Origin of the sequence: Wenzhouxiangella indolica (genome assembly GCF_042310355.1) — a bacterium.
GTDB lineage: Bacteria > Pseudomonadota > Gammaproteobacteria > Xanthomonadales > Wenzhouxiangellaceae > Wenzhouxiangella.
The window spans coordinates 410,894-435,365 of record NZ_JBHJMR010000001.1 but is presented as its reverse complement, the minus strand read 5'-3'; the positions used below and the strand labels follow the sequence as shown (position 1 = coordinate 435,365).

At 66.1% G+C, this 24,472-nt stretch carries 18 protein-coding genes and 1 other RNA gene; 10 read left to right on the top strand and 9 right to left on the bottom strand.

The genetic code is table 11. The features are described 5' to 3' along the window. Window positions 1-40: 40 nt before the first annotated feature. Window positions 41-397: a transfer-messenger RNA gene (gene ssrA, locus ACDC67_RS02050) on the top strand. A gap of 53 nt (window positions 398-450) precedes the next feature. Here the strand turns inward: ssrA and ACDC67_RS02045 are convergent. The 3 genes from ACDC67_RS02045 to ACDC67_RS02035 are packed head-to-tail and all read right to left on the bottom strand — an operon-like array spanning window position 451 to window position 3,129. Beyond that, complete coding sequence (locus ACDC67_RS02045; RefSeq protein ID WP_376690168.1) at window positions 451-2,082, bottom strand: serine hydrolase; 1,632 nt, start codon at window positions 2,080-2,082, stop codon at window positions 451-453. Beyond that, window positions 2,072-2,659 (bottom strand): hypothetical protein, encoded by a 588-nt coding sequence (locus ACDC67_RS02040; protein WP_376690167.1) that lies wholly within the window; start codon window positions 2,657-2,659, stop codon window positions 2,072-2,074. Before ACDC67_RS02040 ends, ACDC67_RS02045 begins: the two co-directional genes overlap by 11 nt. Beyond that, on the bottom strand, window positions 2,659-3,129 hold the full coding sequence (locus ACDC67_RS02035; protein ID WP_376690165.1) for an RNA polymerase sigma factor: 471 nt from the start codon (window positions 3,127-3,129) through the stop codon (window positions 2,659-2,661). The genes ACDC67_RS02040 and ACDC67_RS02035 overlap by 1 nt, the downstream gene beginning before the upstream one ends. Window positions 3,130-3,303: 174 nt before the next feature. On the opposite strand from ACDC67_RS02035, the gene ACDC67_RS02030 reads away from it, so the two are divergent. Continuing rightward, window positions 3,304-5,091, top strand: a complete 1,788-nt coding sequence (locus ACDC67_RS02030; RefSeq protein ID WP_376690163.1) for a cation:proton antiporter — start codon at window positions 3,304-3,306, stop codon at window positions 5,089-5,091. Here the strand turns inward: ACDC67_RS02030 and rlmKL are convergent. Next, window positions 5,067-7,202: a bifunctional 23S rRNA (guanine(2069)-N(7))-methyltransferase RlmK/23S rRNA (guanine(2445)-N(2))-methyltransferase RlmL gene (rlmKL, locus tag ACDC67_RS02025; RefSeq protein ID WP_376690161.1), complete on the bottom strand. Its 2,136-nt coding sequence runs from the start codon at window positions 7,200-7,202 to the stop codon at window positions 5,067-5,069. The genes ACDC67_RS02030 and rlmKL overlap by 25 nt on opposite strands. Window positions 7,203-7,359: 157 nt before the next feature. Here rlmKL and ACDC67_RS02020 point away from each other — a divergent pair, with 157 nt between their 5' ends. From ACDC67_RS02020 to ACDC67_RS02010, 3 genes are all read left to right on the top strand, one after another. Beyond that, the gene (locus tag ACDC67_RS02020) at window positions 7,360-8,430 is read left to right on the top strand and encodes an efflux RND transporter periplasmic adaptor subunit (protein WP_376690159.1); all 1,071 of its coding nucleotides are present in this window, start codon (window positions 7,360-7,362) and stop codon (window positions 8,428-8,430) included. Continuing rightward, window positions 8,430-11,579 (top strand): efflux RND transporter permease subunit, encoded by a 3,150-nt coding sequence (locus tag ACDC67_RS02015; protein WP_376690157.1) that lies wholly within the window; start codon window positions 8,430-8,432, stop codon window positions 11,577-11,579. Before ACDC67_RS02020 ends, ACDC67_RS02015 begins: the two co-directional genes overlap by 1 nt. Window positions 11,580-11,869: 290 nt before the next feature. Further along, window positions 11,870-12,406 (top strand): acyloxyacyl hydrolase, encoded by a 537-nt coding sequence (locus tag ACDC67_RS02010; protein WP_376690155.1) that lies wholly within the window; start codon window positions 11,870-11,872, stop codon window positions 12,404-12,406. Between the two features lie 10 nt (window positions 12,407-12,416). Here ACDC67_RS02010 and ACDC67_RS02005 read toward each other — a convergent pair whose 3' ends face one another. The 3 genes from ACDC67_RS02005 to ACDC67_RS01995 form a co-directional block, all read right to left on the bottom strand. Beyond that, the gene (locus ACDC67_RS02005) at window positions 12,417-12,908 is read right to left on the bottom strand and encodes a Z-ring associated ZapG family protein (protein WP_376690154.1); all 492 of its coding nucleotides are present in this window, start codon (window positions 12,906-12,908) and stop codon (window positions 12,417-12,419) included. 59 nt (window positions 12,909-12,967) lie between these two features. Beyond that, window positions 12,968-14,431: a GNAT family N-acetyltransferase gene (locus ACDC67_RS02000; protein WP_376690563.1), complete on the bottom strand. Its 1,464-nt coding sequence runs from the start codon at window positions 14,429-14,431 to the stop codon at window positions 12,968-12,970. 230 nt (window positions 14,432-14,661) lie between these two features. Next, window positions 14,662-16,311, bottom strand: a complete 1,650-nt coding sequence (locus tag ACDC67_RS01995; protein WP_376690153.1) for an amidohydrolase — start codon at window positions 16,309-16,311, stop codon at window positions 14,662-14,664. A gap of 132 nt (window positions 16,312-16,443) precedes the next feature. On the opposite strand from ACDC67_RS01995, the gene ACDC67_RS01990 reads away from it, so the two are divergent. The 5 genes from ACDC67_RS01990 to ACDC67_RS01970 all read left to right on the top strand — a co-directional run bounded on the left by ACDC67_RS01990 (window position 16,444) and on the right by ACDC67_RS01970 (window position 22,066). Next, the gene (locus tag ACDC67_RS01990) at window positions 16,444-17,274 is read left to right on the top strand and encodes a UDP-2,3-diacylglucosamine diphosphatase (protein WP_376690151.1); all 831 of its coding nucleotides are present in this window, start codon (window positions 16,444-16,446) and stop codon (window positions 17,272-17,274) included. Further along, a complete protein-coding gene (locus tag ACDC67_RS01985) occupies window positions 17,271-18,353 on the top strand; it encodes a glycosyltransferase family 4 protein (protein ID WP_376690150.1) in 1,083 nt (360 codons plus the stop codon). The genes ACDC67_RS01990 and ACDC67_RS01985 overlap by 4 nt, the downstream gene beginning before the upstream one ends. Further along, window positions 18,299-19,666, top strand: coding sequence for an exodeoxyribonuclease VII large subunit (gene xseA / locus ACDC67_RS01980; RefSeq protein WP_376690148.1), 1,368 nt, complete (start codon window positions 18,299-18,301; stop codon window positions 19,664-19,666). Before ACDC67_RS01985 ends, xseA begins: the two co-directional genes overlap by 55 nt. Next, the gene (locus ACDC67_RS01975) at window positions 19,663-20,247 is read left to right on the top strand and encodes an IMPACT family protein (protein ID WP_376690147.1); all 585 of its coding nucleotides are present in this window, start codon (window positions 19,663-19,665) and stop codon (window positions 20,245-20,247) included. Before xseA ends, ACDC67_RS01975 begins: the two co-directional genes overlap by 4 nt. A 346-nt stretch (window positions 20,248-20,593) precedes the next feature. Beyond that, window positions 20,594-22,066, top strand: coding sequence for a flavin-containing monooxygenase (locus ACDC67_RS01970; protein ID WP_376690146.1), 1,473 nt, complete (start codon window positions 20,594-20,596; stop codon window positions 22,064-22,066). A gap of 108 nt (window positions 22,067-22,174) precedes the next feature. Here the strand turns inward: ACDC67_RS01970 and ACDC67_RS01965 are convergent, their stop codons facing one another. Both ACDC67_RS01965 and glmM read right to left on the bottom strand, forming a co-directional pair. Next, window positions 22,175-23,125 (bottom strand): isopenicillin N synthase family dioxygenase, encoded by a 951-nt coding sequence (locus tag ACDC67_RS01965; protein WP_376690145.1) that lies wholly within the window; start codon window positions 23,123-23,125, stop codon window positions 22,175-22,177. Then, window positions 23,122-24,468, bottom strand: coding sequence for a phosphoglucosamine mutase (glmM, locus tag ACDC67_RS01960; RefSeq protein ID WP_376690144.1), 1,347 nt, complete (start codon window positions 24,466-24,468; stop codon window positions 23,122-23,124). The genes ACDC67_RS01965 and glmM overlap by 4 nt, the downstream gene beginning before the upstream one ends. Window positions 24,469-24,472 lie beyond the last annotated feature (4 nt).

Here is a 24,472-nt window from a genome sequence, read left to right as displayed (position 1 = left end):
GGAACTCTGCCCGATACTGGTAGTCTTAGTAAACAACTTCGGGGGCGTTCCGGCTTCGACGCGGATCAGACGTACCCTGGGGCATGCCGAGGTCTCAACTCACCTCGTAAAACAAGTTGAACCAAAGTTAGTTGCCAACGACGACAACTACGCACTGGCTGCCTAAAAACCAGCCTGCTCTCCGCCGGTTGAGCCTGCGCTTCCGACCGGAGATCATTTAGCAGGATCGCGTCATGTCGCGTCTCTGGGCATGGTGTTAAATCAAACAGGGACTGGTCGTTGCATATGCCCTGCCCCTCGGGCGTTGTAACGACGAGAAATAATCGAGCGGGCTAAGCATGTAGAACCAGGATCAGAAGGTTCGCGGACGGGGGTTCGACTCCCCCCGCCTCCACCAAGATCCCCGACGAAAAAGCCGGCCTCGCGCCGGCTTTTTCGTGTCCGAAACCGTCATTCGATCCGCTCGGCCCGCTGCTCGATGCCGCCCTGGTGCAGCACCAGCGCGTCGACTTCGCCCTGCTCGTTGCGCTGGAAGTGCAGCTCGGCGTCGACCACCTTGTAGAAGAAAACGTCGTCACCCTTGAAGTGGATCGGGAAAAAGGGCTGGCCCGTCAGCCGCGCTTCCAGGCCGTCGTCCGATATTCGAATCGTGAAGCGGGCGCCAGGCGCCAGGGCATACTCGCCAACATAGTCCGCCAACTGGTCCCGATCCGTTTCCAGGCTGCGGCGCGACAGGACTCGAGCGGTGTCCGCGACTTTCTCCGCGCGCTGCGTGCGCCCGTTCTGCACCAGCTCCACCGCCGTGATCTCGCCGTCTTCGCGCAGGAACTTCATGCTGGCGTCGGCGACGTTGAAGGCGTACCAGCCATCGCCGGCCGGCATGATCGGCGTCGGCGACTGCCCGCTCAGCTGCGCCATCGGTCCCGAGTCAGCTTCGTAAACGCCAATGCCGACCTGCGGCGTGAGGCGGTATTGACCGGCCATGCCCGCCTCGAGGGCCGGGCCGTCGTCGGCCCCCGACGACGCGTCGAACCAGGCCAGCGCCAGCTCGGCCGGATCCAGGTCGCCGGCGGCAAGCAGGACGACGGCGTCCGCAGTGGCCGGACGGAAGCCGATGAAACTGCGGTGACCGGCGGTCGCGCCGTTGTGCCAATAAACCGGGCCGGCGGGCGTTTCGGCGACATGCCAGACCGGGGTTACGGCCCGTCCCCCCTTTGCCGGCGCGACGATTTCCCGCCCCTGGGCGGGCTCGTGTTCGAGGGCCCGTTCGGCGAGCCCGAGCTCGGCCCGGGCCAGCCGTGCCATGTCGGCGGTCGTGCTCCACAGGGCGCCGGCGCCGGCCAGTGCCGCGAGGTTCCAGGCGGGAACGGCTTCACCACCGGTGAAGGCAGCGGCCACGGCTGTGCGCGGCTCGACGCCGGTGTCGGCCAGGCCCAGCGGCTCGAGCACCAGCGCTTCGAGCGCCGCACTGTAGCCGCCGCCGTGCACGCGTCCCAGCAGGTAGCCCATCAGTCCGACCCCGTAGTTGGAATAGGCGTACCGATCTCCCAGGGGCTGGCCTTCGCGCGTTCTGCCGAGGGCGTCGAGAAGATCGGCCTCCCCGTAGTCGGCGTAGGGGTCGGCGGGGTCGCTGATGCTCAGGTTCAACGGCAGCCGCGGCAGGCCGCTTGTATGCGTGGCCAGTTCGAGCAGGGTGATCTCACTGACGGCGGGATTGGCGAACTCGATCTCGTCTCCGAGCAGATCCGCCACGCGCGTGTCGTAGGCCACCTTGCCCGCGGCAACCATTTCGGCCAGCAGCAGGTTGGTGAATGCCTTGCTGACCGAACCGATCTGGTAGGACGTGGCGGCATCCGGCTCGGCTTCGCCGCCGGGCTCGAGACGCCCTGCGCCGAAATGGCGCAGCTCGCCGTCGCGCACGATTGCGGCGCGGGCGGACAGCACGCTGCCCGATGCAACCGCCTCGTCCAGTTCGGCCTCGATCGAAACATTCGATTCGGCGGCCGCAAGACCGAAAGCCATGGTCAGTGCGATCGGGGCCACGGCGCCCCGCAGAAACGTCCATTTTGAGTCAATACGCATCGTCTTCCTCCATTCTTGCAATCTGTTGTTCGAGTTCGTCCAGCGCCGGCTGGATATGCGTGCGAACCGCTGCCCGGTTGGCGTATTCGATGATCAGGCTGACCAGCACCACGACCGCCACATAGGCCGCCGACTGCCAGTGCCAACCCCGGATACTGACGTAGAAACCGATGACGCCAACGGCAATCGGCCCCCAGTACCAGCGCCAGACCGATGCCAGCATGGCGCGTTGTGCGAGCAGGGCCCGGCGCTCGACGCGCAGGAATTCGATCACCGGCTGCTCGGGATCGGCTTCCGGAATGAGTCGGCGCACCCGCGCGAGCTTGAGCGGAATGTAGATGCACACCAGCGTCAGCCAAACCGCGAATCCCGCCGGCACGGGCATCGCTGCCAGGAGCAGCACCCCGGCCGTCGCACCGAAGAACAGCGCCAACAAGACGGCAACGGCCGTCTCTACCCAGTCGCGCCGGCGAACGCGTCGCCACAGGCGGCTGAAGCGGGCGGGTGGCAGTAGCGTACGGTCGGCCGCCTCGGCGGGACGCGACTGCCAGTCGGATCGAATGCGGTCCCAGTCCATTATCCTTCCTCCACGAATTCATCGTTGAAGCGCTGCTTCAGGCGGGTCATCCGAACCGCGACCGCCCCCGGGCTGATCCCGAGCACCTCGGCGATTTCCTCGCGCGAGAGCCCTTCGAGGTCCATCAGCAATACCGCACGGTTGACCGGATCGAGCCTCGCCAGGAACGACTCCAGCAGGGCCATGTCGTCACCCACATCGGTGCTGCCCGCCGGCTCGTGCGAGAGTTCTCCGGTTGCCGGCCGCCGCTTGCGGACGAACTGCAGGGCGGTGTTTACCGCCACTCGATAGACCCACGTCGACAGATGCGACCGACCCTCGAAACCGGGCAGGCCCTTCCATAACGCGACGGTGATCTCCTGCAGCAAGTCTTGCCAGTCATTGGGACCGGCATACTGGCGGGCGATGCGCACGAGTCGCGCTTGGTGGTCGCTGATGAGCTGTTCCAGGGCCTGATTCACTTCGGGCATGATCCTTTATAGATCCTTCCACTCCTTGGATGCACGAAGCGGCCGTTTTTTACACGCCCTCTGATTCCCGCGATTGGCGATTCGAGCCGGGAAAGGTTTATCCTCGACCCAGGCGCATCAACCGGGGGCGGAATCTGGCACCCGACCACGGGGAAACCGGAGATCTTCAAGGGAATGCATATCGCCACTATCCTCATGATCGTACTGGCCGCGGGCCTGGCCAGCCAATGGCTGGCCTGGCAAGTCCGCCTGCCCGCCATCGTCGTCCTGATCGCCAGCGGTCTCGTACTGGGCCCGGTCACCGGGTTGATCGATATCGCCATGGCACCGGGGGAGTTGACCGAGTTGATCGGACTGGGTATCGCGATCATCCTGTTCGAGGGCGGAATGGATCTCAAGCTCGGCGAGTTCCGGCGCGCGGGCCACGGCATCACGCGACTAACGACGATCGCCCCCCTGCTGGCATGGCTGTTCGGCACGCTCGCCGCGCACTTCGTGGCCGGACTGACCTGGCCGGTCGCCATCGTTCTGGGCGCCATCCTGGTCGTGACCGGGCCCACTGTCATCGTGCCGCTGCTGCGTCAGGCGCGCCTCAACAAGGAATCCGCCTCGCTGCTCAAGTGGGAAGGCATCGTCAACGATCCAGTCGGCGTGCTGCTCGCGGTCCTGGCCTTCCAGTACTTCACGATTTCCGGAGAGGGCTGGTCGGATGTACTTCTGGGCCTGGGCAAGGCCGTTGCCGTCGCCGCCCTGCTTGGCGGGCTCGGCGGCTGGCTGACCGGCTGGTTCTACCGCCGCGGCATCGTGCCGACCCACCTCAAGCCGCCGATGCTGATGGTGCTGGTCCTTGCCGCATACTGGTCGAGCAACCAGGTGCAGCACGAGGCCGGGCTACTGACGGTCACGGTGATGGGCATGGTGCTTGGCAACATGCAGCTGGTCGAGCGCGAGCCGTTGCGCCATTTCAAGGAAAACCTCACCGTCGTGCTGCTTTCGGTGTTGTTCATCGTCATTCCGACCCAGCTCGACGCTTCCCATCTCCAATCCATCGGCCTGCCCGCCTTGATGTTCGTGCTGGTGGTACTCGTGCTCGTTCGGCCCCTGACGATCGTGCTCGCCACAGCGGGCGCGCCCATGCGCTGGCAGGACAAGGCGCTGCTGGCCTGGGTCGCCCCGCGCGGTATCGTGGCCGCGGCCACCGCCAGCATTTTCGGCCCCGGCCTGGTGGCCGCCGGCTACCCGGAGGCGGAGGTCCTGATGCCGCTTGTATTCCTGGTCATCCTGGTCACCGTGATCCTGCACGGCGTCACCCTCGGTCCGCTGGCGCGCCGGCTTGGGCTGGCCGCAGAGGAAGAAAACGGGCTGATGATCGTGGGGGCCGGCGACTGGACGCGCGCACTGGCCTCGAAGCTCGAAGAGCTCGACATCAATGTGATGATTGCCGACGGCTCATGGCATCGCCTCAAGCCGGTGAGGATGGACGGCATTCGCACCTATTACGGTGAAGTTCTTTCCGAGCACGCCGAGCACGAGCTCGAAGACGAACACCTCAGTTACCTGCTGTGCGCAACGGAAAACGACTACTACAACGCCCTGGTCTGCAAGGCACTTGGTGCCTCGTTCGGCCACCATCGCGCCTTCCAGCTGGCGCCGCCGAAGGAATCCAGCGACGAGCAACGGCGCCTGACCCTGCAGCAGCGCGGCTACTTCGCCTTCGAACCGCCGGTGGACGCCCACTCGCTCGAGGAGAAGTTGCAACAGGACTGGACAATCCAGACCACCCGGCTGAGCAAGGACTTCGACATGGAGCAGCTGGAGGAAAAGCTGGGTGACCCGGGCGACGACTGGCTGCTGCTCGGAAGCGTCTCGCCCGACGGGAAGCTCAAGCTGTATTCGCGCGAGCACGCATTCAGCCCCGAGGAGGGCTGGCTGCTGCTCTACTTTGCGCCGTCGACGTCGTGACGGATGAACCAGCATCGGTGAATACGCGGATTGCGCTCGAAGTCCTTCGGGACGGACCAGCGCGACCGGTCCTCGACCGACCAGGATTCGGAAACCTGCTCGTCCAGGCGAAAGCTGCGGAGGTTGGTGGAAAATACCAGCGTGCCGCCGGGTGAAAGGCAGCGCATCGCGTCGTCGATGAGCCCGACGTGGTCGCGCTGGATATCCAAGCTGCCGTCCATGCGCTTGGAGTTGGAAAAGCTCGGCGGGTCGAGAAAGACCAGGTCGTATTGTTCCCCGCATTCGGCCAGCCAATCGCGCGCGTCGGCGTGGACCGTTCGATGGCGTTGTTCGTCGCAGCCGTTGAGCGCGAGGTTGCGACGCAACCAGGCCAGGTAGGTCTTCGACAGATCGACGCTGGTGGTTTCAACCGCACCGCCCAGCGCGGCTTGCGCCGTGGCCGCACCGGTGTAGCAGAACAGGTTCAGAAACCGCTTGCCGCGCGCGTTCGCGCCCAGCCATTCGCGCACCGGGCGATGGTCGAGAAACAGGCCGGTATCGAGGTAGTCGGTCAGGTTCACCTCCAGCCGGCAGGGGCCTTCGCGCACGATCAGCGTGCGCGACTGCTCGCTCATGCGCTCGTACTGCTCGCTGCCGCGCTGACGCCGCCGAACCTTGAACACCATGCGCTCCGGCGGCACGCCGATCGCGGCGGGAATGGCGGCCAGGGCCGAACGCAGTCGGGCCTGTGCCTTGCCCGGGTCGATGCTGCCCGGCGGCTCGTACTCCTGCACGTGCAGCCAGCCGCCCGACTCGGCGCCGTAGACATCGACGGCGAGGGCGTACTCGGGAATGTCCGCATCGTAGAGACGATAGCAACTGATATCCGAGCGGCTGAGCCACTTCCTGAGCTGGCGTTGGTTCTTGCTCAGGCGATTGACCAGGTCCGGCGCTGCTTCCTGTCGGGTCGATTCGCCGGCATCGACGCCGATCTCGAAGCGCTCGAGCCGGCACTCGAGCGCGCCGTTGAAAAGCTGCCAGCTCTTGTCCGGCTTGAGGCCGATCTGGCAGCCCGCGCCGTTGAGTACCACGGCCCGCCAGCCGGGAAAGCGGGTGCGCAGGTTTTCGCCCAGGCGCAGGTAGAGCGGCACCAGCTCGTGCTGCTCGCCGATGCGCTCACCATACGGCGGGTTGGTCGCCACCAGGCCGGCCCGGACGCCGGAAGGGGGCGAAGCCTCCGAGACTTCGCGCCGCTCGACGTGAACTTGGCCGGACAGTCCGGCGCGCTCGACGTTGATCATTGCCAGGCGGACGGCCTGCCGGTCGTGATCGAATGCCACGATCGGCGGCAGCCGCGCCATGCCGGCCTCCTGGCGATCGAGGGCCTCGTCGACCAGGGCCTTCCAGATTGCGTCGTCGTGCCCGCGCCAGCGGTGAAAACCGAAGCGGGTCCTGAGCAGGCCCGGCGCCGTGTCGGCGGCCATCCAGGCGGCCTCGACGGCCAGCGTGCCCGAACCGCACATCGGGTCGACGAAGCCGCCACCCGCGACGGCAATCTCCGGCCAGTCGGCGCGGTAGAGCATGGCCGCGGCGAGATTCTCCTTCAATGGCGCGGAGACACCGGTCTCGCGATAGCCGCGCTTGTGCAGGCTCTCGCCGGACAGGTCGATGGCCACGGTCACCTGCGTGGCGTGCATGTGGACGTTGATGCGAACGTCGGGCTGACGGATATCCACCGAGGGACGCCCGCCGTCGGCCTCGCGCAGCTGGTCGACGACGGCGTCCTTGACGCGCTGGGCGGCAAATCGACTGTGGGTGATGGCGGCCTGGATGCCGGTGAAATCCACCGCGATCGTGTTGTCCGCGCCGAGATGCGCGCGCCAGTCGATCGAGCCCGCGCCGCGATAGAGACCGTTGTCGTCCTCGGCCTCGAACTCGGCAAGCGGTAGCAGCACCCGGTTGGCGATCCGCGACCACAGGCAGGCACGGTAGGCCGCTTCGAGCTCGCCCTCGAAGGTCACGCCGCCGCGCCGGGCGTGAACGCCGGCCAGGCCCAGCGAGGTGAGCTCCGTCGCCAGCAGGTCCTGTAGTCCGCGGGGCGCTGTTGCAAACAGCGTGATGCGCCCGCTCACCCGCTCGCTCCCGAGCCGGGCTGCAGCCCGTCGCAGCCAATACGAGCGCGGTTTCTTCGTTGCTTCATTCGATGCATTCATCCTCGGCTTCACTGCAAGTCGTCTACGATAACCGTTTGCACATGCAGCGAGTGACCGACGCGATGGATTCGGACCAATGAAACGTCTCGCAGTACTTTTCGTGCTGGTCGCCCTTGCCGGCGGCCAGGTCGTTTCCGCCTGGGGACAGACGCCGGTGACGGTGGTCGAGCCGAGCACCGGCCGCAGCACCGAGTCGCTGCGCATGACCGGTAATCTTCTCGCGCGCCAGGTCTCGGGCCTGTCGACACAGGAGTCCGGCCTGATCGCCGCCATCCATGTCGATGCCGGCGACGCCGTCGAACAGGGCGACCTGCTGCTCGAGCTCGACGCGGGCCTGGTCGAGCAGGATGTGGCCCGGGCCGAGGCCGCGCGCGACGAGGCCGCCGCATCGCTCGCCGAAGACCGACGGCTGGCGGCCGAGGCGCGCCGCCTCGGCGACGACAGCTTCTTCCCGGAGACCGAGCGCCGCGCCCGCGAGTCAGCCGTGGTGCTGGCCGAGGCGGCGCTGGCGCGCGCCGAAAGCGAATTGTCGCGAGAGCGCGAGCGGCTCGAACGCCATCGCCTGCACGCGCCCTACGACGGCATCATCAGCCGGCGCCATTTCGACCGCGGCGAATGGGTGGCCCCGGGCTCGGCCGTGGTCGAGCTGGTCAAGGTCGACGAGCTGTGGCTGGATGTGCGCGTTCCGCAGCGCTACTGGTCGGAGCTGCGTGATCGCGACAAGGTGTCCGTCCGGGCCTGGGCGGACGTCGATCCCGAGCGCGAACTCAACGCCCGCGTCCACGCCCGCGTACCGGTCAGCGACCCCACCGCCCGCACCTTCCTGCTCCGGCTTCTGGTCAGCGACGATACGGGGGCCATCACGCCGGGCATGTCGGCCGGTGTCGAGGTCACGATCGAGCGCGACGAGACCAGCGTGCGCGTCCCGCGCGACGCCATCCTGCGCTACCCCGACGGCACCACCACGATCTGGATCGTCGAGGAAGGCTCCGATCGCGTCGCCGAGCGCGAGGTGATCGTGCGGCGCAATATCGGCGATGTCGTTGAACTCGAGGACACGCTGCCCGAGGACGTTCGCGTCGTCACGCGCGGCAACGAAGTCCTCAGCGAGGATGAACGCATCCGAATCGTCGAGGGCGAGTCCTGATGTTCGAAGGCATCATCCGCCACGGCATCATCGTCACCGTGGTCGTGCTGATCATTGCCGTGCTGGGGGTTCTCGCGGCCCTGCGCATCCCGGTGCAGATGATTCCCGACCTGGAAGTGCGCGTTATCGGCGTCGAGACCAACTGGCCGGGCGCGACACCGCAGGATATCGAAAAAGAAATCCTGATCGAGCAGGAGCAGTACCTGCGCGGCATCCCCAGCCTCGATCGCATGATCTCGACGGCCAGCTACGGCAGCGCCGAGATCGAGCTGGAATTTCCCTTCGGCACCGACATCAACGAGGCGCTGATCCGCGTCAACAACGCGCTCAGCCAGGTGCCGTCCTACCCGGAGAACGTCGACGAACCACGGCTGGAGGCGAGCTCCTTTTCGCAGAATTCCTTCATGTACTTCCGGATCACGCCGCTGGAGGGCAATCCCTTCGAGCTCGACATGCGGCTGATGTACGACTTTCTCGATGACAACGTGCGCCCGCGCCTCGAGCGGGTCGACGGGGTCTCGCGCATCAACATCGGCGGCGGCGCCGAACGCCAGATCCGCATCCTGGTCGACCCGGGCGCCCTGGCCGAGCGCGGCATCACGCTCACCCGGGTGCGCGATGCCGTGCGCGGGCGCAATCGCGACACCTCCGCCGGCGACGTCGAGCTGGGCAAGCGCCGCTACCTGCTGCGCACGGTCGGGCGATTCGACAGCCTCGAAGAGATGGAGCGCCTGATCGTCGACCGCCAGGGCGACAGCCTGGTCCGGCTCGAGGACGTCGCCCGGGTCGAGGAGTCCTACTACGAGCAGCGCAGCCTGAGCTTTGCCGGGGGCCGACCGAGCCTGAGCATCTCGGTCGATCGCGAACCCGGCTCCAACGTCATCGACATCAAGCGCGCCATCCTGCCCGAAGTCGAGCGCATCAACGAGGAAGTGCTGGCGGCGGCGGGCATGCAGATGGCCCTGACCAGCGACGACGTGCGCTACGTCGAGGCCTCGGTGGCCAACGTATGGCAGAACCTGATCATCGGCGCGGTGCTGGCTACTCTGGTCATGTTCCTGTTCCTGCGCTCGTTCGGGGCAACACTCGTGGGCGTGGTCGGCGTGCCGATCTGCACCATCGCCGCCTTCCTCGGACTGCTGGCGGCCGGGCGCACCATCAACGTCATCTCGCTCGCCGGCGTGGCATTCGCTGTCGGCATGACGCTCGACAACAGCATCGTCGTGCTCGAGGCGATCGAGCGGCGGCGGCGCGAAGGCCTGGACCGACTGGCCGCCGCCATCGACGGGGTCAGGCAGGTCTGGCCGGCGGTTCTGGCCTCGACCATGACCACGGTGCTGGTGTTCGCCCCCATTTTCTTCATCCGGCAGGAAGCCGGGCAACTCTATTCCGACGTGGCCGTGGCGATCTCGGCGTCGATCCTGGCGAGCATGCTGGTCGCCATCTCGGTCGTCCCGACCCTGAGTGCCCGCCTGAACTTCGGCGTGCGCGAGTCCGGGCGGGCGCACGGCCACGCCCTGCGCGACAAGCTGCTCGGCGGCGTGGGCTGGCTGATCGAATCGGCCCGGCGGCGCTGGGCCACCCTGGCGGCGGTCCTCGTCGGCGTGGGCCTGATCATTGTCGTGCTCACCCCACCGGCCGAATACCTGCCCGAGGGGGAGGAGCCCAAGACCTTCGCCACCCTGATCGCCCCGCCCGGCTACAACCTCGAGGAAATGCGGCGCATCGGCAAGCGGGTCGAGGACTACCTGATGCCTTTCGTCGACGATGATCCGGCGCGCTTCGAGCGCGGCGAGGCCGAGGTGCCGGCCATTGCCTACTTCAACCTGCGCGTGAGCACCGACAGTATCTGGGTGCTGGCCGAATCGGTCGATCCCGGTCACATCGAGGACCTGATGAGCGCCATCGAGGCGCACTACGAGACCTACCCCGGCATGCGCGCTTTCGTCAGCCGCGGCTCAATCATCTCCAGCAATGACGGCGGCACGCGCAGCGTCAACCTCGATATCACCGGGCGCGAGCTGGCCGACATCTACCGCGTGGCGAGACTGGCCTACGATCGCGCCGAGGACCTGTTCGACAATCCCCGGCTGGGATCCTCGCCCTCCTCGCTGTCGCTGGACCAGCCGCTGGTCGAAATTCGACCGCACTGGGACCGCGCCGCCGAGATGGGCATCGACGGCGCCGACCTGGGCTTCTCCGTGGCGGCCCTGACCGACGGCGCCTTCATCGACGAGTACTTCCGCGGTGACGACAAGATCGACATCTTCCTGTTCAGCCAGGCCGGCAACCAGCAGCGGCTCGACCGGATCGAGGAATTGCCGGTGCACGTGCCCAACGCCGGCGTGGTGCCGCTTTCCAGCCTGGCCGAGGTGGTCGAGACGGTCGACACCGACGCCATCCGCCGGCTCAACGGCCGCCGAACCGTCACGCTCAACATCATCCCGCCGCGCTCGGTCGCGCTGGAAACCGCCCTGGGCGAGGTCCAGACGGAAGTCGTCGACTGGCTTGCCCGCGAGGGCCACCTGGCCGATGAAATGAGCCTCGACATCTCCGGTGCCAGCGACCAGCTGATGGAAACGCGCGCCGCACTCGGCGGCAATTACATCGTGGCGATCATCCTGTGTGCGCTGGTCATGGTTGCCATCTTCGGGCACTGGGGCTGGCCCTTCGTGATCCTGACCTCGGTGCCGCTGGGTATCGCCGGGGGGATCGGCGGCCTGGCCCTGCTCAACGGCGTGGGCAGCCTGCTGCCCCTTGTTGGCGGCGCGCAGATCAGCCAGCCTTTCGACATGATCACCATGCTCGGCTTTCTGATCCTGCTCGGGGTGGTGGTCAACAACCCGATCCTGATCGTCGACCGCACCCTGCGCAACCTGCGCGAGGGCGTGACCGACGCGGTCGAAGCGGTTCGCGAGGCCGTGGCCACGCGTATTCGTCCGATCATGATGTCGATGATCACGACCCTGTTCGGCCTCGCACCCCTGGTATTCATCCCCGGCGAAGGCACCGAGCTCTATCGCGGGGTCGGCGTGGTTGTCCTGTCCGGCCTGCTGTTCGCGACCGTCGTGACCCTGACCTTCCTGCCGGCGCTGCTGGTGACGATCCTGAAATTCAACGAACGGCGGGCGGGCGCTTCCGGGCGGTAGGCAGTAGCCGGTGTCCGGTGGCGCTTCGCTTTACAACCTTTTTGTCCACAGATGAACACAGATAAACACAGATACTGACTAAACAAAAAACAATGAAATCCTTGATCATTGGTTCCCGTTTCCAGTCTGTAGACAGGTTCTCGAATGCGGGTTTCATTCTTTCATCTGTGTTCATCTGTGTTCATCTGTGGACAATTAGGTTTTTTCGGCTAGTGGCACAAAACAAGATCCAGTTTCCGGCGGTTGGGGTAATCTACCGGCCTTGGCGAATCGCTTCGGAGGAGTTCGTAGTGCAGTTGATTACCCGCAAGACCGCCGGCCTGGCGTTGCCTGGCCTGTTGTTCGTCTCGATGCTTTCGGGTTCGGCCGGTGCCGCCGAGCTGCTGGTCGCCCCCGGCGTGACCAGCCAGGGTGAAACCACGGCGAACATCAGCCTGGCTTTCGACTGGGACAGGCGCTGGTTCGAAAGCCAGACCGGGCATCTGGGCGGCTACTGGAACGTGGCGTATACCTGGTGGGAAGCCGGGCGCTTCGGCAGCGACGAGCAGTCCCTATCGGTCTCGCCGGTGTTCGTCTATCGCTTCAACGCCGACGGCTGGCAGCCGTTTATCGAGGCCGGCATCGGGGCGGCCTACTTCAGCGACGATCAGGTGGGCGACCGCGATCTGGGCTCGCAGGCACATTTTGAAGACCGTTTCGCCCTGGGCGTGCAGCTCAGCGAACGCGACGCGCTGCGGCTGCGTGTGATTCATTACTCGAACGCCGGGCTGGAAGACCCCAACCAGGGCATCAACTCCTGGTCGCTGGTCTACAGCCGGCGCTTTTGAATCGAGTCTTTCAGGGCGCGTCTTTCTTCCCGGAGTCCTGGTCGACGGCGTCTTCCTTGACGGAAACTTCCGGGTCATCGCCTTTGTTGGTCGACGACCGGGGTTCTGAAACTCCGGGTGTCCGGCCGGAGGGCCCGGATGGCCCGGATGGCCCGGATGGCCCGGAAGGACGATAGTCCCTGGGCGCCCCGATATGACGCAGCCGCACCTCGCTGTGGCCGACCTGCGGCATGCGCTCGCGCACCGCCTCGCTGTCGACCAGGCGATCGGCGCCGTCGCTGAGGTGGTCGAACACCTTCTTGTAGCTGTCGGTCAGTTCGTTGATCAACTCGGCCGTCTGGACGAAGTGGGCATTGACCTCTTCGCGAAAGCGCGCGTTCTCCTTCTTCATTTCGTTGACCGACATCGGGCCGGCGCGACGCACGGCCAGCATCCATACCAGTCCGGCACCGATTGCACCGCCGACGACCAGGCCTATGACGACCCAGATGATGGTATTCACTGAACAACTCCTGCCTTCGAGCCAGACTGCATCCTAACAAGCCTTGCGTTACCGGGCCGTTATTCGTCCCCGTCCTTCCAGCGCAGCTCGTACAGGTCGTGGCGGCGATCGGCGAGATTGCGCACCGAACCGTGCGAGCGAATCTCGCGCAGGTTGTCGAGGTCGAGGTCGGCGATGAGCATGGTCTCGGTGTTGGGCGTGGCCTCATGCGCGATGGCATCGTGCGGGAAGGCAAAATCCGAGGGCGTAAACACCGCGGCCTGGGAATACTGCATGTCCATGTTCTCGACCTTGGGCAGGTTGCCGACCGAACCGGTGATGACGACGTAGCACTCGTTCTCGATCGCGCGTGCCTGCGAGCAACGCCGAACGCGCAGGTAGGAATTCTTGGTATCGACCCAGTAGGGCACGAACAGGATGTTCATGCCGCCGTCGGCCAGCAGACGCGGCAGCTCGGGGAACTCCACGTCGTAGCAGACCAGGATGCCGATCTTGCCGCAGTCGGTGTCGAAGACCTTGACCTTGTCACCGCCTTTCAGGCCCCAGTAGCTGACCTCGTCGGGCGTGACGTGGACCTTGTACTGGCGATCCCAGGTGCCGTCTCGCCGCAGCAGGTAACAGACGTTGCGCAGGCGTTCGCCGTCGTACTCCGGCATGGACCCGGCGATGATGTTGATGTTGTAGGACACCGCGAACTTCAGCATCTGGTCGCGGATGGTCTCGGTATAGCCGGCTAGCTGCCGCACGGCCTCGGCCGGGCCCTGGTCGTTCCAGGGCGCCATCAGCGGGCCGTTGAAGAACTCGGGAAAGAGGACAACATCGGCCTGGTAGCCGGAAACGGCATCGACGAAATACTCGATCTGGCTGTAGAGGTCGTCGAGCGTCTTCATCGGACGCATCTGCCACTGCACCGCGCCGACGCGTACGTCCGACGGCCGCCCGCCGATCATCTTCTGCGCGCCCTCGTCGAAGTAGATATTGACCCACTCCAGCAGGACGGCGTAACCGGCGGAATCGCGGTCATCGGGCAGGTAGCCGCGCACGATGCGCCGAACCTGGAATTCGTTGGCCAGCTGGAAGGTCAGAATCGGATCGACGAGCTCGCGGGCTCGCACCCGCGCCACGTACTGCTGCGGCGTCATTTCTTCGGCGTGATGGCGATAGCCCGGGATCCGCCCGCCGACGACGATACCGCGCAGGTTGAGGTTCTCGCACAACTCCTTGCGCGCATCGTAGAGGCGTCGGCCCAGCCTGAGATCACGGTAATCCGGATGGACGAACACATCGACTCCGTAGAGCACGTCGCCCTTGGGGTCGTGGGTGGTCAGGTAGCCGTTACCGACAATATCCCAGTAGCGGTGCTCCTGCCCCCAGCGGCTGTACTTGACGATCAGGGAAATCGCCGCGGCGACGACCTTGCCGTTGTCCTCGATGCAGATCTGGCCTTCCGGGAAACGCGTGACCTGGGACTCGAACTGCTCGCGCTCCCAGGCGCCGTCCAGGCCCTTGTAGACCCGGTCCATGATCTCGGCGATGTCGTCGTAGTCCTCGATCCGCGACTGGCGCAGGATCAGGCGGTGGGATTCGGAGCTGGAGTCGGAGTCAGTACTGTTCACAAATGTGATCCTGGAGCCTAAGGCAAAAAATGATCTAACCGCAGATGAACGCAGATTAACGCAGATGGACAATCCTCCTGGTGATTTTCTCCTTATCTGCGTTCATCCGCGTTCATCCGCGCTCATCCGCGGTTCCTTCATTCCATCTTTTGAAAGACCGTCTCGCCAGCGACGACAGTCTGCAAAACTTCGACATCGGCCAGGCCGGAGGCTTCCACTTCGAAGGGATCGGCATCCACCGTGATGAAGTCGGCCTGCTTGCCGACCGCCAGGCTGCCGACTTCTTCTTCGGCGAACCCGGCATAGGCCGCATCGCGGGTGAAGCCGCGCAGCGCCTGCTCGAGCGTCAGGGCCTCCTGCGGGCGCCAGCCGCCGGGCGGCAGGCCGTCGCGCTGGCGGGTGACGGCGGCGTGGACGCCCAGCCAGGGGTTGACCGGTTCGACCGGGAAGTCGGAGCCCAGGGCCAGGTGAATGCCCTGCTCGAGCATGGTCGCCCAGGCGTAGGCGCCTTCGAGGCGCGCTTCGCCCAGGCGATCGCCGGCCCAGCGCATGTCCGAGGTGGCGTGGATGGGCTGCATGCTGGCGATGATCTCGTGATCGGCCAGGCGCGGGATATCGTCGGGATGGATGATCTGGACGTGCTCGATGCGGTGGCGGCCGGGATTATCGGAATGGGCCTCCTTGCCGACGGCGATGGCATCGGTCACCTGCCGGTTGGCGGCATCGCCGATGGCGTGGATGCCCAACTGCAGGCCGCAGCCCATCGCCCGGTCCACCAGGGCCTGGAGGTCGTCGTCGGACTCGAACAGCAGACCGCTGTTGTCGGCATCATCGCTGTATTCGTCGAGCAGGGCCGCGCCGCGGCTGCCCAGGGCGCCATCGGCGTAGAGCTTGACCGAGCGTGCGTTCAGTCGATCTGACTGGTACTGGCCGTTCTCGCACAGCCAGTCCAGCATGGCCTCGTCGCCGTCGGCGAAGGCGGTGATGCGCACCGACAGCTCGCCGGCGGCGTCGAGCCGGCGGTAGAGCCTGAAGTCCTCGAGGCTCGCGCCCATGTCGTGCACGCCCGTCAGTCCGAAGCGGGCCATCTCTTCCAGCGCCAGCTCGAGCGCGCGTTCGCGCACTGTTTCGCCGGCGGCCGGCATGGCGTCCTCGACAAAGCGCATGGCCGTGTCGATCAGGATGCCGGTCGGCCGATCGCCGTCGTCGCGGTGAATCGACCCGCCCTGCGGCTGCCATTCGCCCGACAGGTCTTTTGTCGCGCGCTCGAGCGCGGCCGAATTGGCCCAGCCGGCGTGGCCATCGACGCGCACCAGCCAGACCGGGCGGTCGGGAAAGACCTCGTCGAGGTCGGCGGCCGTCGGAAAGGCCTGGCCTTTCCAGCGCGTCTGATCCCAGCCGCGCCCGGTCAGCCAGGCGCCTTCGGGCAAGGTCTCGGCGTGTGCCTCGAGCATCTCGATGGCGGCCTCGAGACTGTCGGCGGCGCTCAGGTCGGCCTGCAGCCTCGCCAGGCCCATGCCCATGACGTGCCCGTGGGCGTCGATCAGCCCCGGCAGGATGGTCCTGCCGCCGGCGTTGAGGGTTTCGAGCCCGGGATGCTCGGCCGCCAGCTGGTCGGCTTGACCCAGGAAGGTGATGCGCCCCTGCCCGTCCCAGGCCATCGCCTGGACAAGCGGGGCATCCGGGTTCATGGTATGAATGCGTGCGTTGACAATCGCGCCGGGCTCGACGGCACGGGCGATCAGGGAAACGAGCAGGAGCAGGACGGACAGGGCAATGCGTGACATGGCGGAATCGATTCAGGCAGTCGGGACAACGCCGGCCAGTCTCCATCGCCGTCACGGTTTCGTCAAGCGCTTGTCACCGACCTGCCACGCACCCATCCTAGCCTGCAGTCACATCCTTTCCGAGGTGGCGACATGACACAGCGCAACCCGTTTCCATTCAAGCGCAACGTCCGTACGATCTGGATCTCCGACGTGCACCTGGGCTTTCCCGGCTGCAGCGCGGACTACCTGCTCGATTTCATTCGCGACATGCGCTGTGAGACCCTCTACCTGGTCGGCGATATCGTCGATTTCTGGTACCTCAAGAAGAAGCGCCACTGGCCGCAGAGCCACAGCAACGTCATCCGCTCGCTGCTGGGCAAGGCCAAGCACGACACGCGCGTGGTCTTCGTGCCCGGCAATCACGACGAGGCCATGCGCCAGTACGACGGCATGACCATCGGCAATATCGAGGTCACCAACGAAATCATTCACGAAACCGCCGACGGTCGCCGCCTGCTGGTGCTGCACGGCGATCAGTTCGACGCCGCCGTGGTCAGCTCGCCGCTGCTGGGCCTGATCGGCTCGCGGCTCTACGACGGGCTGCTCAAGCTCAATCGCCTGGTCAACTGGGCGCGCACGAAAATGGGGCGCGATCACTGGTCGCTGGCCGCCTACCTCAAGCAGCGGGTGAAGAAGGCGGTCAAGTTCATGTCCAACTTCGAGGAGGCCGTGCGCCGTTCGGCCGAGAAGAACGAGGTCGACGGCCTGGTCTGCGGCCATATCCATCGCCCCGAGATCGCCGTCGGCGAGGAGGTCATCTACCTCAACTGCGGCGACTGGGTGGAGAGCTGCACGGCCCTGATCGAGCACCACGACGGCACGATCGAGCTGATCCGCTCCAGCGACGTGCAGGAAGTGGTCAAGCGCCTGCCGCCGCGGCGCAAGCACGCCCCGACCCCGGACGCGGTCAAAGCGGCATGAACATACTCCTGGTCACCGACGCCTGGGCGCCGCAGGTCAACGGCGTGGTACGCACGCTCGAGCGCACCCGCGATGCCCTGGTCGAGCTGGGACACCGGGTGACCGTGCTGTCGCCGGCCGGCCGCACCCTGCCCTGCCCGGGCTACCCGGAGATCCGCCTGACGCTGCGGCCGCGCAAGCAGATGCGACTCGCCATGGCCGGCGGCCCCTTCGACGCCGTCCATATCGCCACCGAGGGCCCGCTGGGCCTGGCGGCGAGCCGCTGGTGTCGGCGCCACGGCCTGCCCTTCACGACCTCCTATCACACGCGCTTTCCCGAGTATCTTCGCATGCGCGCGCCCGTTCCCCTGGGCCTCAGCTACGCCTGGATGCGCTGGTTCCACTCCCGCGCGAGCCGAACCTTCGTCCGCACGCAGACCCAGAAGACACTGCTGGCCGAGCGTGGCTTCAGAAACCTGCACGTTTGGCCCGGCGGCGTCGATACCCGGCTTTTCCGGCCGCGCGAGCGCGATCGGCTCTGCCTGCCCCGCCCGATCAGTCTCTACGTCGGGCGAGTGGCGGTCGAGAAGAATATCGAGGCCTTCCTGGAACTGGACCTGCCCGGCTCGAAGGTTGTCATCGGCGGCGGCCCCGCGCTCGCCGAGCTGGAAGAGCGCTACCCCGGCGTCCACTTCCTTGGCTACCGGCACGGCGAAGAGCTGGCCGGCCTGATGAGCTCGGCCGATGTCTTCGTCTTTCCGAGCCGGACCGACACGCTCGGCCTGGTCATCCTCGAATCCATGGCCTGCGGCGTCCCGGTCGCCGCCTTCCCCGTGCCCGGCCCGGCCGACCTGATCACCGACGGCGGCAATGGCGCGCTCGACGAGGACCTGCGCGAGGCGGTCTTTCGCGCCTTGTCGATCGACGGCGACAGCTGCGTCGAGTTCGCCGCCGCGTTTTCGTGGCGCGCTTCCACCCAGCGCTTCCTCGGCCTGCTCAAGCCGGTCGATGAGAGCGGCTCGCAGCGGCGGTATAATCCCGCCCCATGTCACTCCCCGCCCCCGGACCCGAAACCCGCGTCTATCGGCCTGCCGAACTGAACAAGGAAGTCCGCTTCCACATCGAGGCGGGATTTCCCAGGCTCTGGCTGTCGGGCGAGATTTCCAACCTGGCCCGACCGCCATCCGGGCATATGTACTTCACGCTCAAGGACGAGCGCGCCCAGATCCGCTGCGCCCTGTTTCGCGGCAACGCCGCCGGAATGGGCTTTCGGCCGGAAAACGGCACGCAGGTGCTGGTGCGCGGGCGGCTGAGCCTCTACGAACCGCGCGGTGACTATCAGCTGATCGCCGACGGCATGCTCGAAGCCGGTGCCGGCGCGCTGGCCCAGGCGTTCGAGGCGCTGAAGAAGAAGCTCGAGGGCGAGGGCCTGTTCGCCGACGAACACAAGCAAGCCCTGCCGCGCTGGCCCGAACGGATCAGCGTCGTGACCTCGCCCTCCGGGGCGGCCATCCGCGACATCCTGCAGACCCTGGAAAAGCGCTGGCCGCGCGCGAGGGTGCGCGTCTACCCCAGCCAGGTGCAGGGCGAGGCGGCCCCGGCCGAACTGGTTCGCGCGCTGCTGGCCGCCGACGGGCACGGCTTCGGCCAGGTGATCGTGCTGGCACGCGGCGGCGGTTCGCTCGAGGATCTGTGGGCCTTCAACGACGAGAACCTGGCCCGCGCCATTCATGCCTGCAAGACCCCGGTCATCAGCGGCGTCGGCCACGAAACCGACTTCACCATCGCCGACTTCGTCGCCGATCTGCGCGCGCCCACGCCGACGGCCGCGGCGGTTGCCGCCACGCCCGACGGCCCCGAACTTCTGGTCCAGCTGGGCCGCCAGGAGTCTCGCCTGCAGCGCGCCATCGATCAGCTGCTGCAGCGGCAGATGCAGCGGCTCGACCACGCCGAGAACCGACTCCGGCAGCAGCACCCCGAACGCCGCCTGGACGAACTCGCGCGGCGCGGCACGGAACTCGAACGACGCAGCGAGCTGGCCATCAAGCGCCAGCTGGACATGCGCGATCGGCAGCTGCGGAGCCTCGATGGCCGCCTGCTCGCCCGCCATCCCAGGCGGCAGTTCGAACAACTCGAGCACCAGCTCGACGCCCTGGGGGCGCGGCTCGAACGCGCTGCGAGGCAGGCGCTGGAACGGCGCCAGCAGCAGCTGGCGGCGGTTGCCCGCTCGCTCAACAACGTCAGCCCGCTGGCCGTGCTCGAACGCGGCTATGCCGTCGTCCGCGATCCCGAGGGCCAGGCGATGACCGAGAGACAGCAATTCAACAAAGGCAACAAAATCAATATCCTGATGGATTCTTTTGAAGTCGATGCGGAGGTCGTGACCGAGCCCCGGGACGCCAGCCTGAAATGAGCCATCGCCTGATCGCACCGGTCAGCCTCGAGGCCGAGATCAAGAAGAGCCGGTTCATCGCCCACGCGGCGGCGGCCGACGACGAGGACGCGGCCAAAGCGTTCATCGAGCGCGTCAGCGACCCGGGCGCCAATCACAACTGCTGGGCCTGGCTGATCGGCGACAACTACCGCTTCGACGACGACGGCGAGCCCGGCGGAACGGCAGGCCGCCCGATCCTGCAGGCGATCGAGAGCCAGGGCTACGACTTCACCGTCGTGGTGGTCACCCGCTTTTTCGGCGGCACCAAACTCGGCACCGGCGGCCTTGCAAGAGCCTACGGCGGCACCGCCAACGAGGCACTTCGCACCGCCGAGGCCGCGCCCATCGTTCCCAAGGTCCGGCTGCGCCTGAGCCTGCCCTTCGAGTTTGTCGATGCCGCCCACCACGCCCTGTCGACGTTCGAGGGCGACAAACTCGACGAGGACTACGATAGCGACGGCCTGACCCTGATCGTGACCATCCCCGCCGCCAGCCGCCAGGCCTTTGCGGATCATATGAGGGATCTTGCGAAGGGGCGGGTGAAGGTGGCGAGGATTTAGGAACGAAACCGGCAACCGATGGCGCTATGGCTTTCGATCAAGCTCGGAAATTTTCAAATCCCAAGCACCAAGTACCAAACAAATTTGAATGACCGAAATTCGAATGATCGAAACAATGGCAGTGCTGAAAACCAAGCCACTGCGGGTGCCCCGGAACCAATCCACACAGACGAGCAAACCTCAAAAACCAAGGTCGCGCAGCCGCCACGTATCCTTCGGCACTTCACACAATGGATGAAGTGTACAAAAGCCAACTTATCAGTCAGTTGGAAGCCACAAGTAATACTCTTTGGGATGTTCGTTTCGATCAATGAACCGCAGCGCTTCGGGGTAAACTGACCTGACGATGCCTTCGGACTCCAGCCACTTCCATGTCGCCATTGTCGGCGCCGGGTTCGCCGGTATCGGTACGGCAATTCGACTGCGAGAGCGGGGGGAGACGAACTTCCGGATATTCGAGAAATCCGGGGGAGTCGGCGGCACCTGGTGGGTCAACCGCTACCCCGGCTGCGCTTGCGACGTACCCTCGCGGCTTTACTCGCTGTCCTTCGCCCCCAACCCGGACTGGACGAGGCATTTCGCGCCGCGCCGCGAGATCCAGGCCTACCTGGAACGCCTGGTCGATCAGCATGAACTGAAACCCCGCCTGCTCAGCGGCACCGAGATCATGCAGGCCCGGTGGCAGGACTCGGACGGCTACTGGCGACTGACCGACGGCCAGGACCGGCACTACACCGCCGATGTACTCGTGAGCGCGATCGGCGGTCTTTCGCGGCCGGCCTGGCCGCAGTTTCCGGGACTCGATGCGTTTGCCGGACGGGTTGTGCATTCCCAGGAGTGGCCCGACGAGCTCGACCTGACCGGACAACGTGTGGCCGTGGTCGGCACCGGCGCTTCGGCCGCCCAGCTCGTGCCGGAAGTGGCAAGACGGGCCGGGCAGCTGACGGTCTTCCAGCGCACGCCGGCCTGGATCATTCCGCGCCGCGACCGGCCGATCGGGCCGCTGAGGCGCCGCCTGTTCCGCCGCTTTCCCTTCCTGCTGCGCCTGGCCCGGTTCACGATCTTCGCGCGCAACGAACTGCGGGTGCCGGCCCTGATGCGCTGGCACTGGCTCGGCGCCGGGCATCGCTGGCTGGCCGATCGGCATCGCCGCCGCCAGGTCGCCGACCCCCGCACTCGCCGGGCACTGCGGCCGGATTACGACATCGGCTGCAAGCGGGTCATCCTCTCCGACGACTTCTACCCGGCCTTCAACCGCGACAACGTCACGCTGGTCGACCGGTCGGTCGAGCGCGTGACCGACACCGGCGTCGTGGACGCCGATGGCCGGCATCACGAGATCGACACGCTGATCCTGGCCACCGGCTTTCGCGCCACCGAACCGGTGCCGGAAGGCATGATTCTCGGTCGCGGCGGCCGCGACCTGGCCCGCCAGTGGCGCGACGGGCCGGCCGCCTACAAGGGCACGACCGTGCACGGCTTTCCCAATCTGTTCATCCTGCTCGGCCCGAACACGGCGCTGGGACACAGCTCGGTGCTATTGATGATCGAGTCGCAGATCCGCTACCTGCTCTCGGCGCTGGATCATCTCGGGTCCGACGACGAGCCGCTGGAGGTCAGACAGGAAGCGCAAGCAGGCTGGAACGAGTGGATCGAACGGCGACTGTCGCGTTCGGTGTGGAACGCTGGCGGCTGCAGCAGCTGGTACCTGCACCCCGGCTCGGGGCGCAACACCACCATCTGGCCGGGTTTCACGTTCGACTTCCGGCGCCGACTGCGGCGTTTCGACCCGCAAGCCTACAGCGTCCCGCGACGCTGAGCGCTTCTTCGGTGTCTTCGGTGTCTTCGGTGATTTCGGTGGTTGCCTTGTTGTACTACGGTTTCCTCTCAGCTGGTGACGAACCACACGATATTTGGAAGAGCCTCCCTACTTGAGTAAGCCGATTTCGCGCAGGCGCTCGAGCAGGTAGTCGTGCGAGGCGATCGGCTTGTAGCGGTCGGGATTATCTTCGCTGGCGCAGCCGGGCAGCGTCTCGATGACGAAATCCGGGTTCGGGTGGAGGAAAAAGGGGATCGAGTAGCGCGAACGCTTCGCCGCCTCGCCCGGCGGGTTGACCACCCGGTGCGTGGTCGAGGGATAGACATGGTTGGTCAGGCGCTGCAGCATATCGCCGACGTTGACCACGATGGTGCCCGGCAGGGTGGTCACGGCAACCCAGCGCCCGTCGCGGGTGAGGATTTCCAGACCCTGCTCGCGCGAGCCGACCAGCAGGGTGATCAGGTTGATGTCTTCGTGCCGGGCGGCGCGTACCGCGCCTTCCGGGGCATTGTCGATCGGCGGGTAGTGCAGCGGGCGCAGGATGGAGTTGCCGTAATGGGTCTTGTCGGCGAACCAGTCCGGCTCGAGGCCCAGGTCGCAGGCGGCCGCGGAAAGCACGCGATCGCCGACCGACTCCAGCGAGTTGTAGACGGCCGTCGCCCGCTCCCTGAAGCCCGCGACTTCCTCGGGCCACAGGTTCGGCAACAGGATATCGGGGTGCGGGTTGTTGCCGGGCGCCAGTTCACGGCCCACGTGCCAGAACTCCTTGAGATCCGGCACTTCCCGCCCCTTGGCGTGTTCCACCCCGAAGCCGGTGTAGCCGCGCGCACCACCCTTGCCGGGCTGCTGATAGCGCATCTTGGTGTCTTCGGGCAGGGCGAAAAATTCCCGGAAAGCATCGTAGGCATCGTCGATGATCTTCTGGTCGATGCCGTGGTCGGTGATGCCGACAAAGCCGAATTCGCGCCATGCCTGGCCGAGCGCGTCGCTGAAATCGCCGCGTCGGCCGTCGAAGTCGGCCAGGGAAAGTACGGGAATACCGGTGTCGTGTGTCGTCATGCTACCAATGCCTGTTTGACCGAGCCGGCCAGTTCCTCGGCCAGCCGTTGAACCTGTTGCGAATCGAAGCCTTCGACCGTCACGCGAACCAGCGGTTCGGTGCCGGACGGGCGCAGGATAACCCGCCCTTGTCCGTCGAGTTCCTCCTCGACCCGGCGTACCGCCGAGTCGATCTGCTCGTTGCCGTCGAGCACGGAACGGCCGTTGCCGCCGCTGGGGACGTTGATCATGACCTGCGGGCACTTGGTCATGCCCGAGACGAGTTCGGCCAGCTTGCGGCCGCTTGCCGCGACGACCTCCAGGACCTGCAGGGCGCTGACGATGCCGCAGCCGGTGGTGGCCCGGTCCAGGCACAGGATGTGTCCGGACGACTCGCCCCCGAGCACCCAGCCGCGTTCGACCAGGGCCTCGTGAACGTGCCGGTCACCGACCGCGCTGCGCACGAATTCGATGCCGTGTTCGGAAAACGCCTGCTCGAGGCCGAAATTGCTCATCACGGTACCCACCACGCCGCCGTGGAGGCCGCCGTTGGCGTGCCGGGCCTGCGCCAGGACATACAGGATCTGATCGCCATCGACCAGCTCGCCGCGGTGGTCGACCATGATCACCCGGTCGCCGTCGCCGTCGAAGGCCACGCCCAGGTCGGCTCGCTCGGCGGTGACCATGCGCGCGAGATTCTCGGGATGGGTCGAGCCGCACTCGCGGTTGATATTGAGCCCGTCGGGCCGGTCGAAAATGCTGATGACCTCGGCGCCGAGCTCGCGAAAGACTTCCGGGGCGATGCGATAGGTTGCGCCGTTGGCGCAGTCGACCACGATCCGCAGCGCATCGAGCCGGGTGCCCCAGGTGACGGTGCCCTTGCAGTACTCGACGTAGCGTCCGACCGCGTCTTCCATGCGGTGCGCCTTGCCCAGCCGCTCGGGACTCACCTGCTTGAAGGGCGCGTCCAGGCGGGCCTCGATCGCGGTCTGCAAGCTGTCCCCCAGCTTCTGCCCTTCACCCGAGAAGAACTTGATGCCGTTGTCCTCGAAGGGATTGTGCGAGGCCGAGATCACGATCCCGGCGGCGGCATGCATGCTGCGCGTCAGGTGCGCGATGGCCGGGGTGGGCATCGGACCGAGCAGCAGGATATCGACCCCGGCGGCGGCGAATCCGGCTTCCAGCGCCGATTCGAACAGGTAGCCGGATATACGGGTGTCCTTGCCGATCACCACCGTGGCGTCCTCGCCGAAGGCCTCGACCAGCACGCTGCCGGCGGCCCAGCCGAGCTTGAGCACGAAATCGGCCGTGATCGGTGGCTCGCCCACGCGACCGCGTATGCCGTCGGTTCCGAAATACTTCATTGTC

Excerpts from the sequence above, each read along its gene's own strand:
- glmM (WP_376690144.1), bottom strand. The coding sequence starts at position 24,468 with ATGAAGTATTTCGGAACCGACGGCATACGCGGTCGCGTGGGCGAGCCA.
- ACDC67_RS01975 (WP_376690147.1), top strand. The coding sequence starts at position 19,663 with ATGAGCCATCGCCTGATCGCACCGGTCAGCCTCGAGGCCGAGATCAAG.
- ACDC67_RS01985 (WP_376690150.1), top strand. The coding sequence starts at position 17,271 with ATGAACATACTCCTGGTCACCGACGCCTGGGCGCCGCAGGTCAACGGC.
- ACDC67_RS01970 (WP_376690146.1), top strand. The coding sequence starts at position 20,594 with ATGCCTTCGGACTCCAGCCACTTCCATGTCGCCATTGTCGGCGCCGGG.
- ACDC67_RS02030 (WP_376690163.1), top strand. The coding sequence starts at position 3,304 with ATGCATATCGCCACTATCCTCATGATCGTACTGGCCGCGGGCCTGGCC.
- ACDC67_RS02015 (WP_376690157.1), top strand. The coding sequence starts at position 8,430 with ATGTTCGAAGGCATCATCCGCCACGGCATCATCGTCACCGTGGTCGTG.
- ACDC67_RS02035 (WP_376690165.1), bottom strand. The coding sequence starts at position 3,129 with ATGCCCGAAGTGAATCAGGCCCTGGAACAGCTCATCAGCGACCACCAA.
- ACDC67_RS02000 (WP_376690563.1), bottom strand. The coding sequence starts at position 14,431 with ATGGACCGGGTCTACAAGGGCCTGGACGGCGCCTGGGAGCGCGAGCAG.
- ACDC67_RS01990 (WP_376690151.1), top strand. The coding sequence starts at position 16,444 with ATGACACAGCGCAACCCGTTTCCATTCAAGCGCAACGTCCGTACGATC.
- ACDC67_RS01995 (WP_376690153.1), bottom strand. The coding sequence starts at position 16,311 with ATGTCACGCATTGCCCTGTCCGTCCTGCTCCTGCTCGTTTCCCTGATC.
- ACDC67_RS02020 (WP_376690159.1), top strand. The coding sequence starts at position 7,360 with ATGAAACGTCTCGCAGTACTTTTCGTGCTGGTCGCCCTTGCCGGCGGC.
- ACDC67_RS02040 (WP_376690167.1), bottom strand. The coding sequence starts at position 2,659 with ATGGACTGGGACCGCATTCGATCCGACTGGCAGTCGCGTCCCGCCGAG.
- xseA (WP_376690148.1), top strand. The coding sequence starts at position 18,299 with ATGTCACTCCCCGCCCCCGGACCCGAAACCCGCGTCTATCGGCCTGCC.
- ACDC67_RS01965 (WP_376690145.1), bottom strand. The coding sequence starts at position 23,125 with ATGACGACACACGACACCGGTATTCCCGTACTTTCCCTGGCCGACTTC.
- ACDC67_RS02045 (WP_376690168.1), bottom strand. The coding sequence starts at position 2,082 with ATGCGTATTGACTCAAAATGGACGTTTCTGCGGGGCGCCGTGGCCCCG.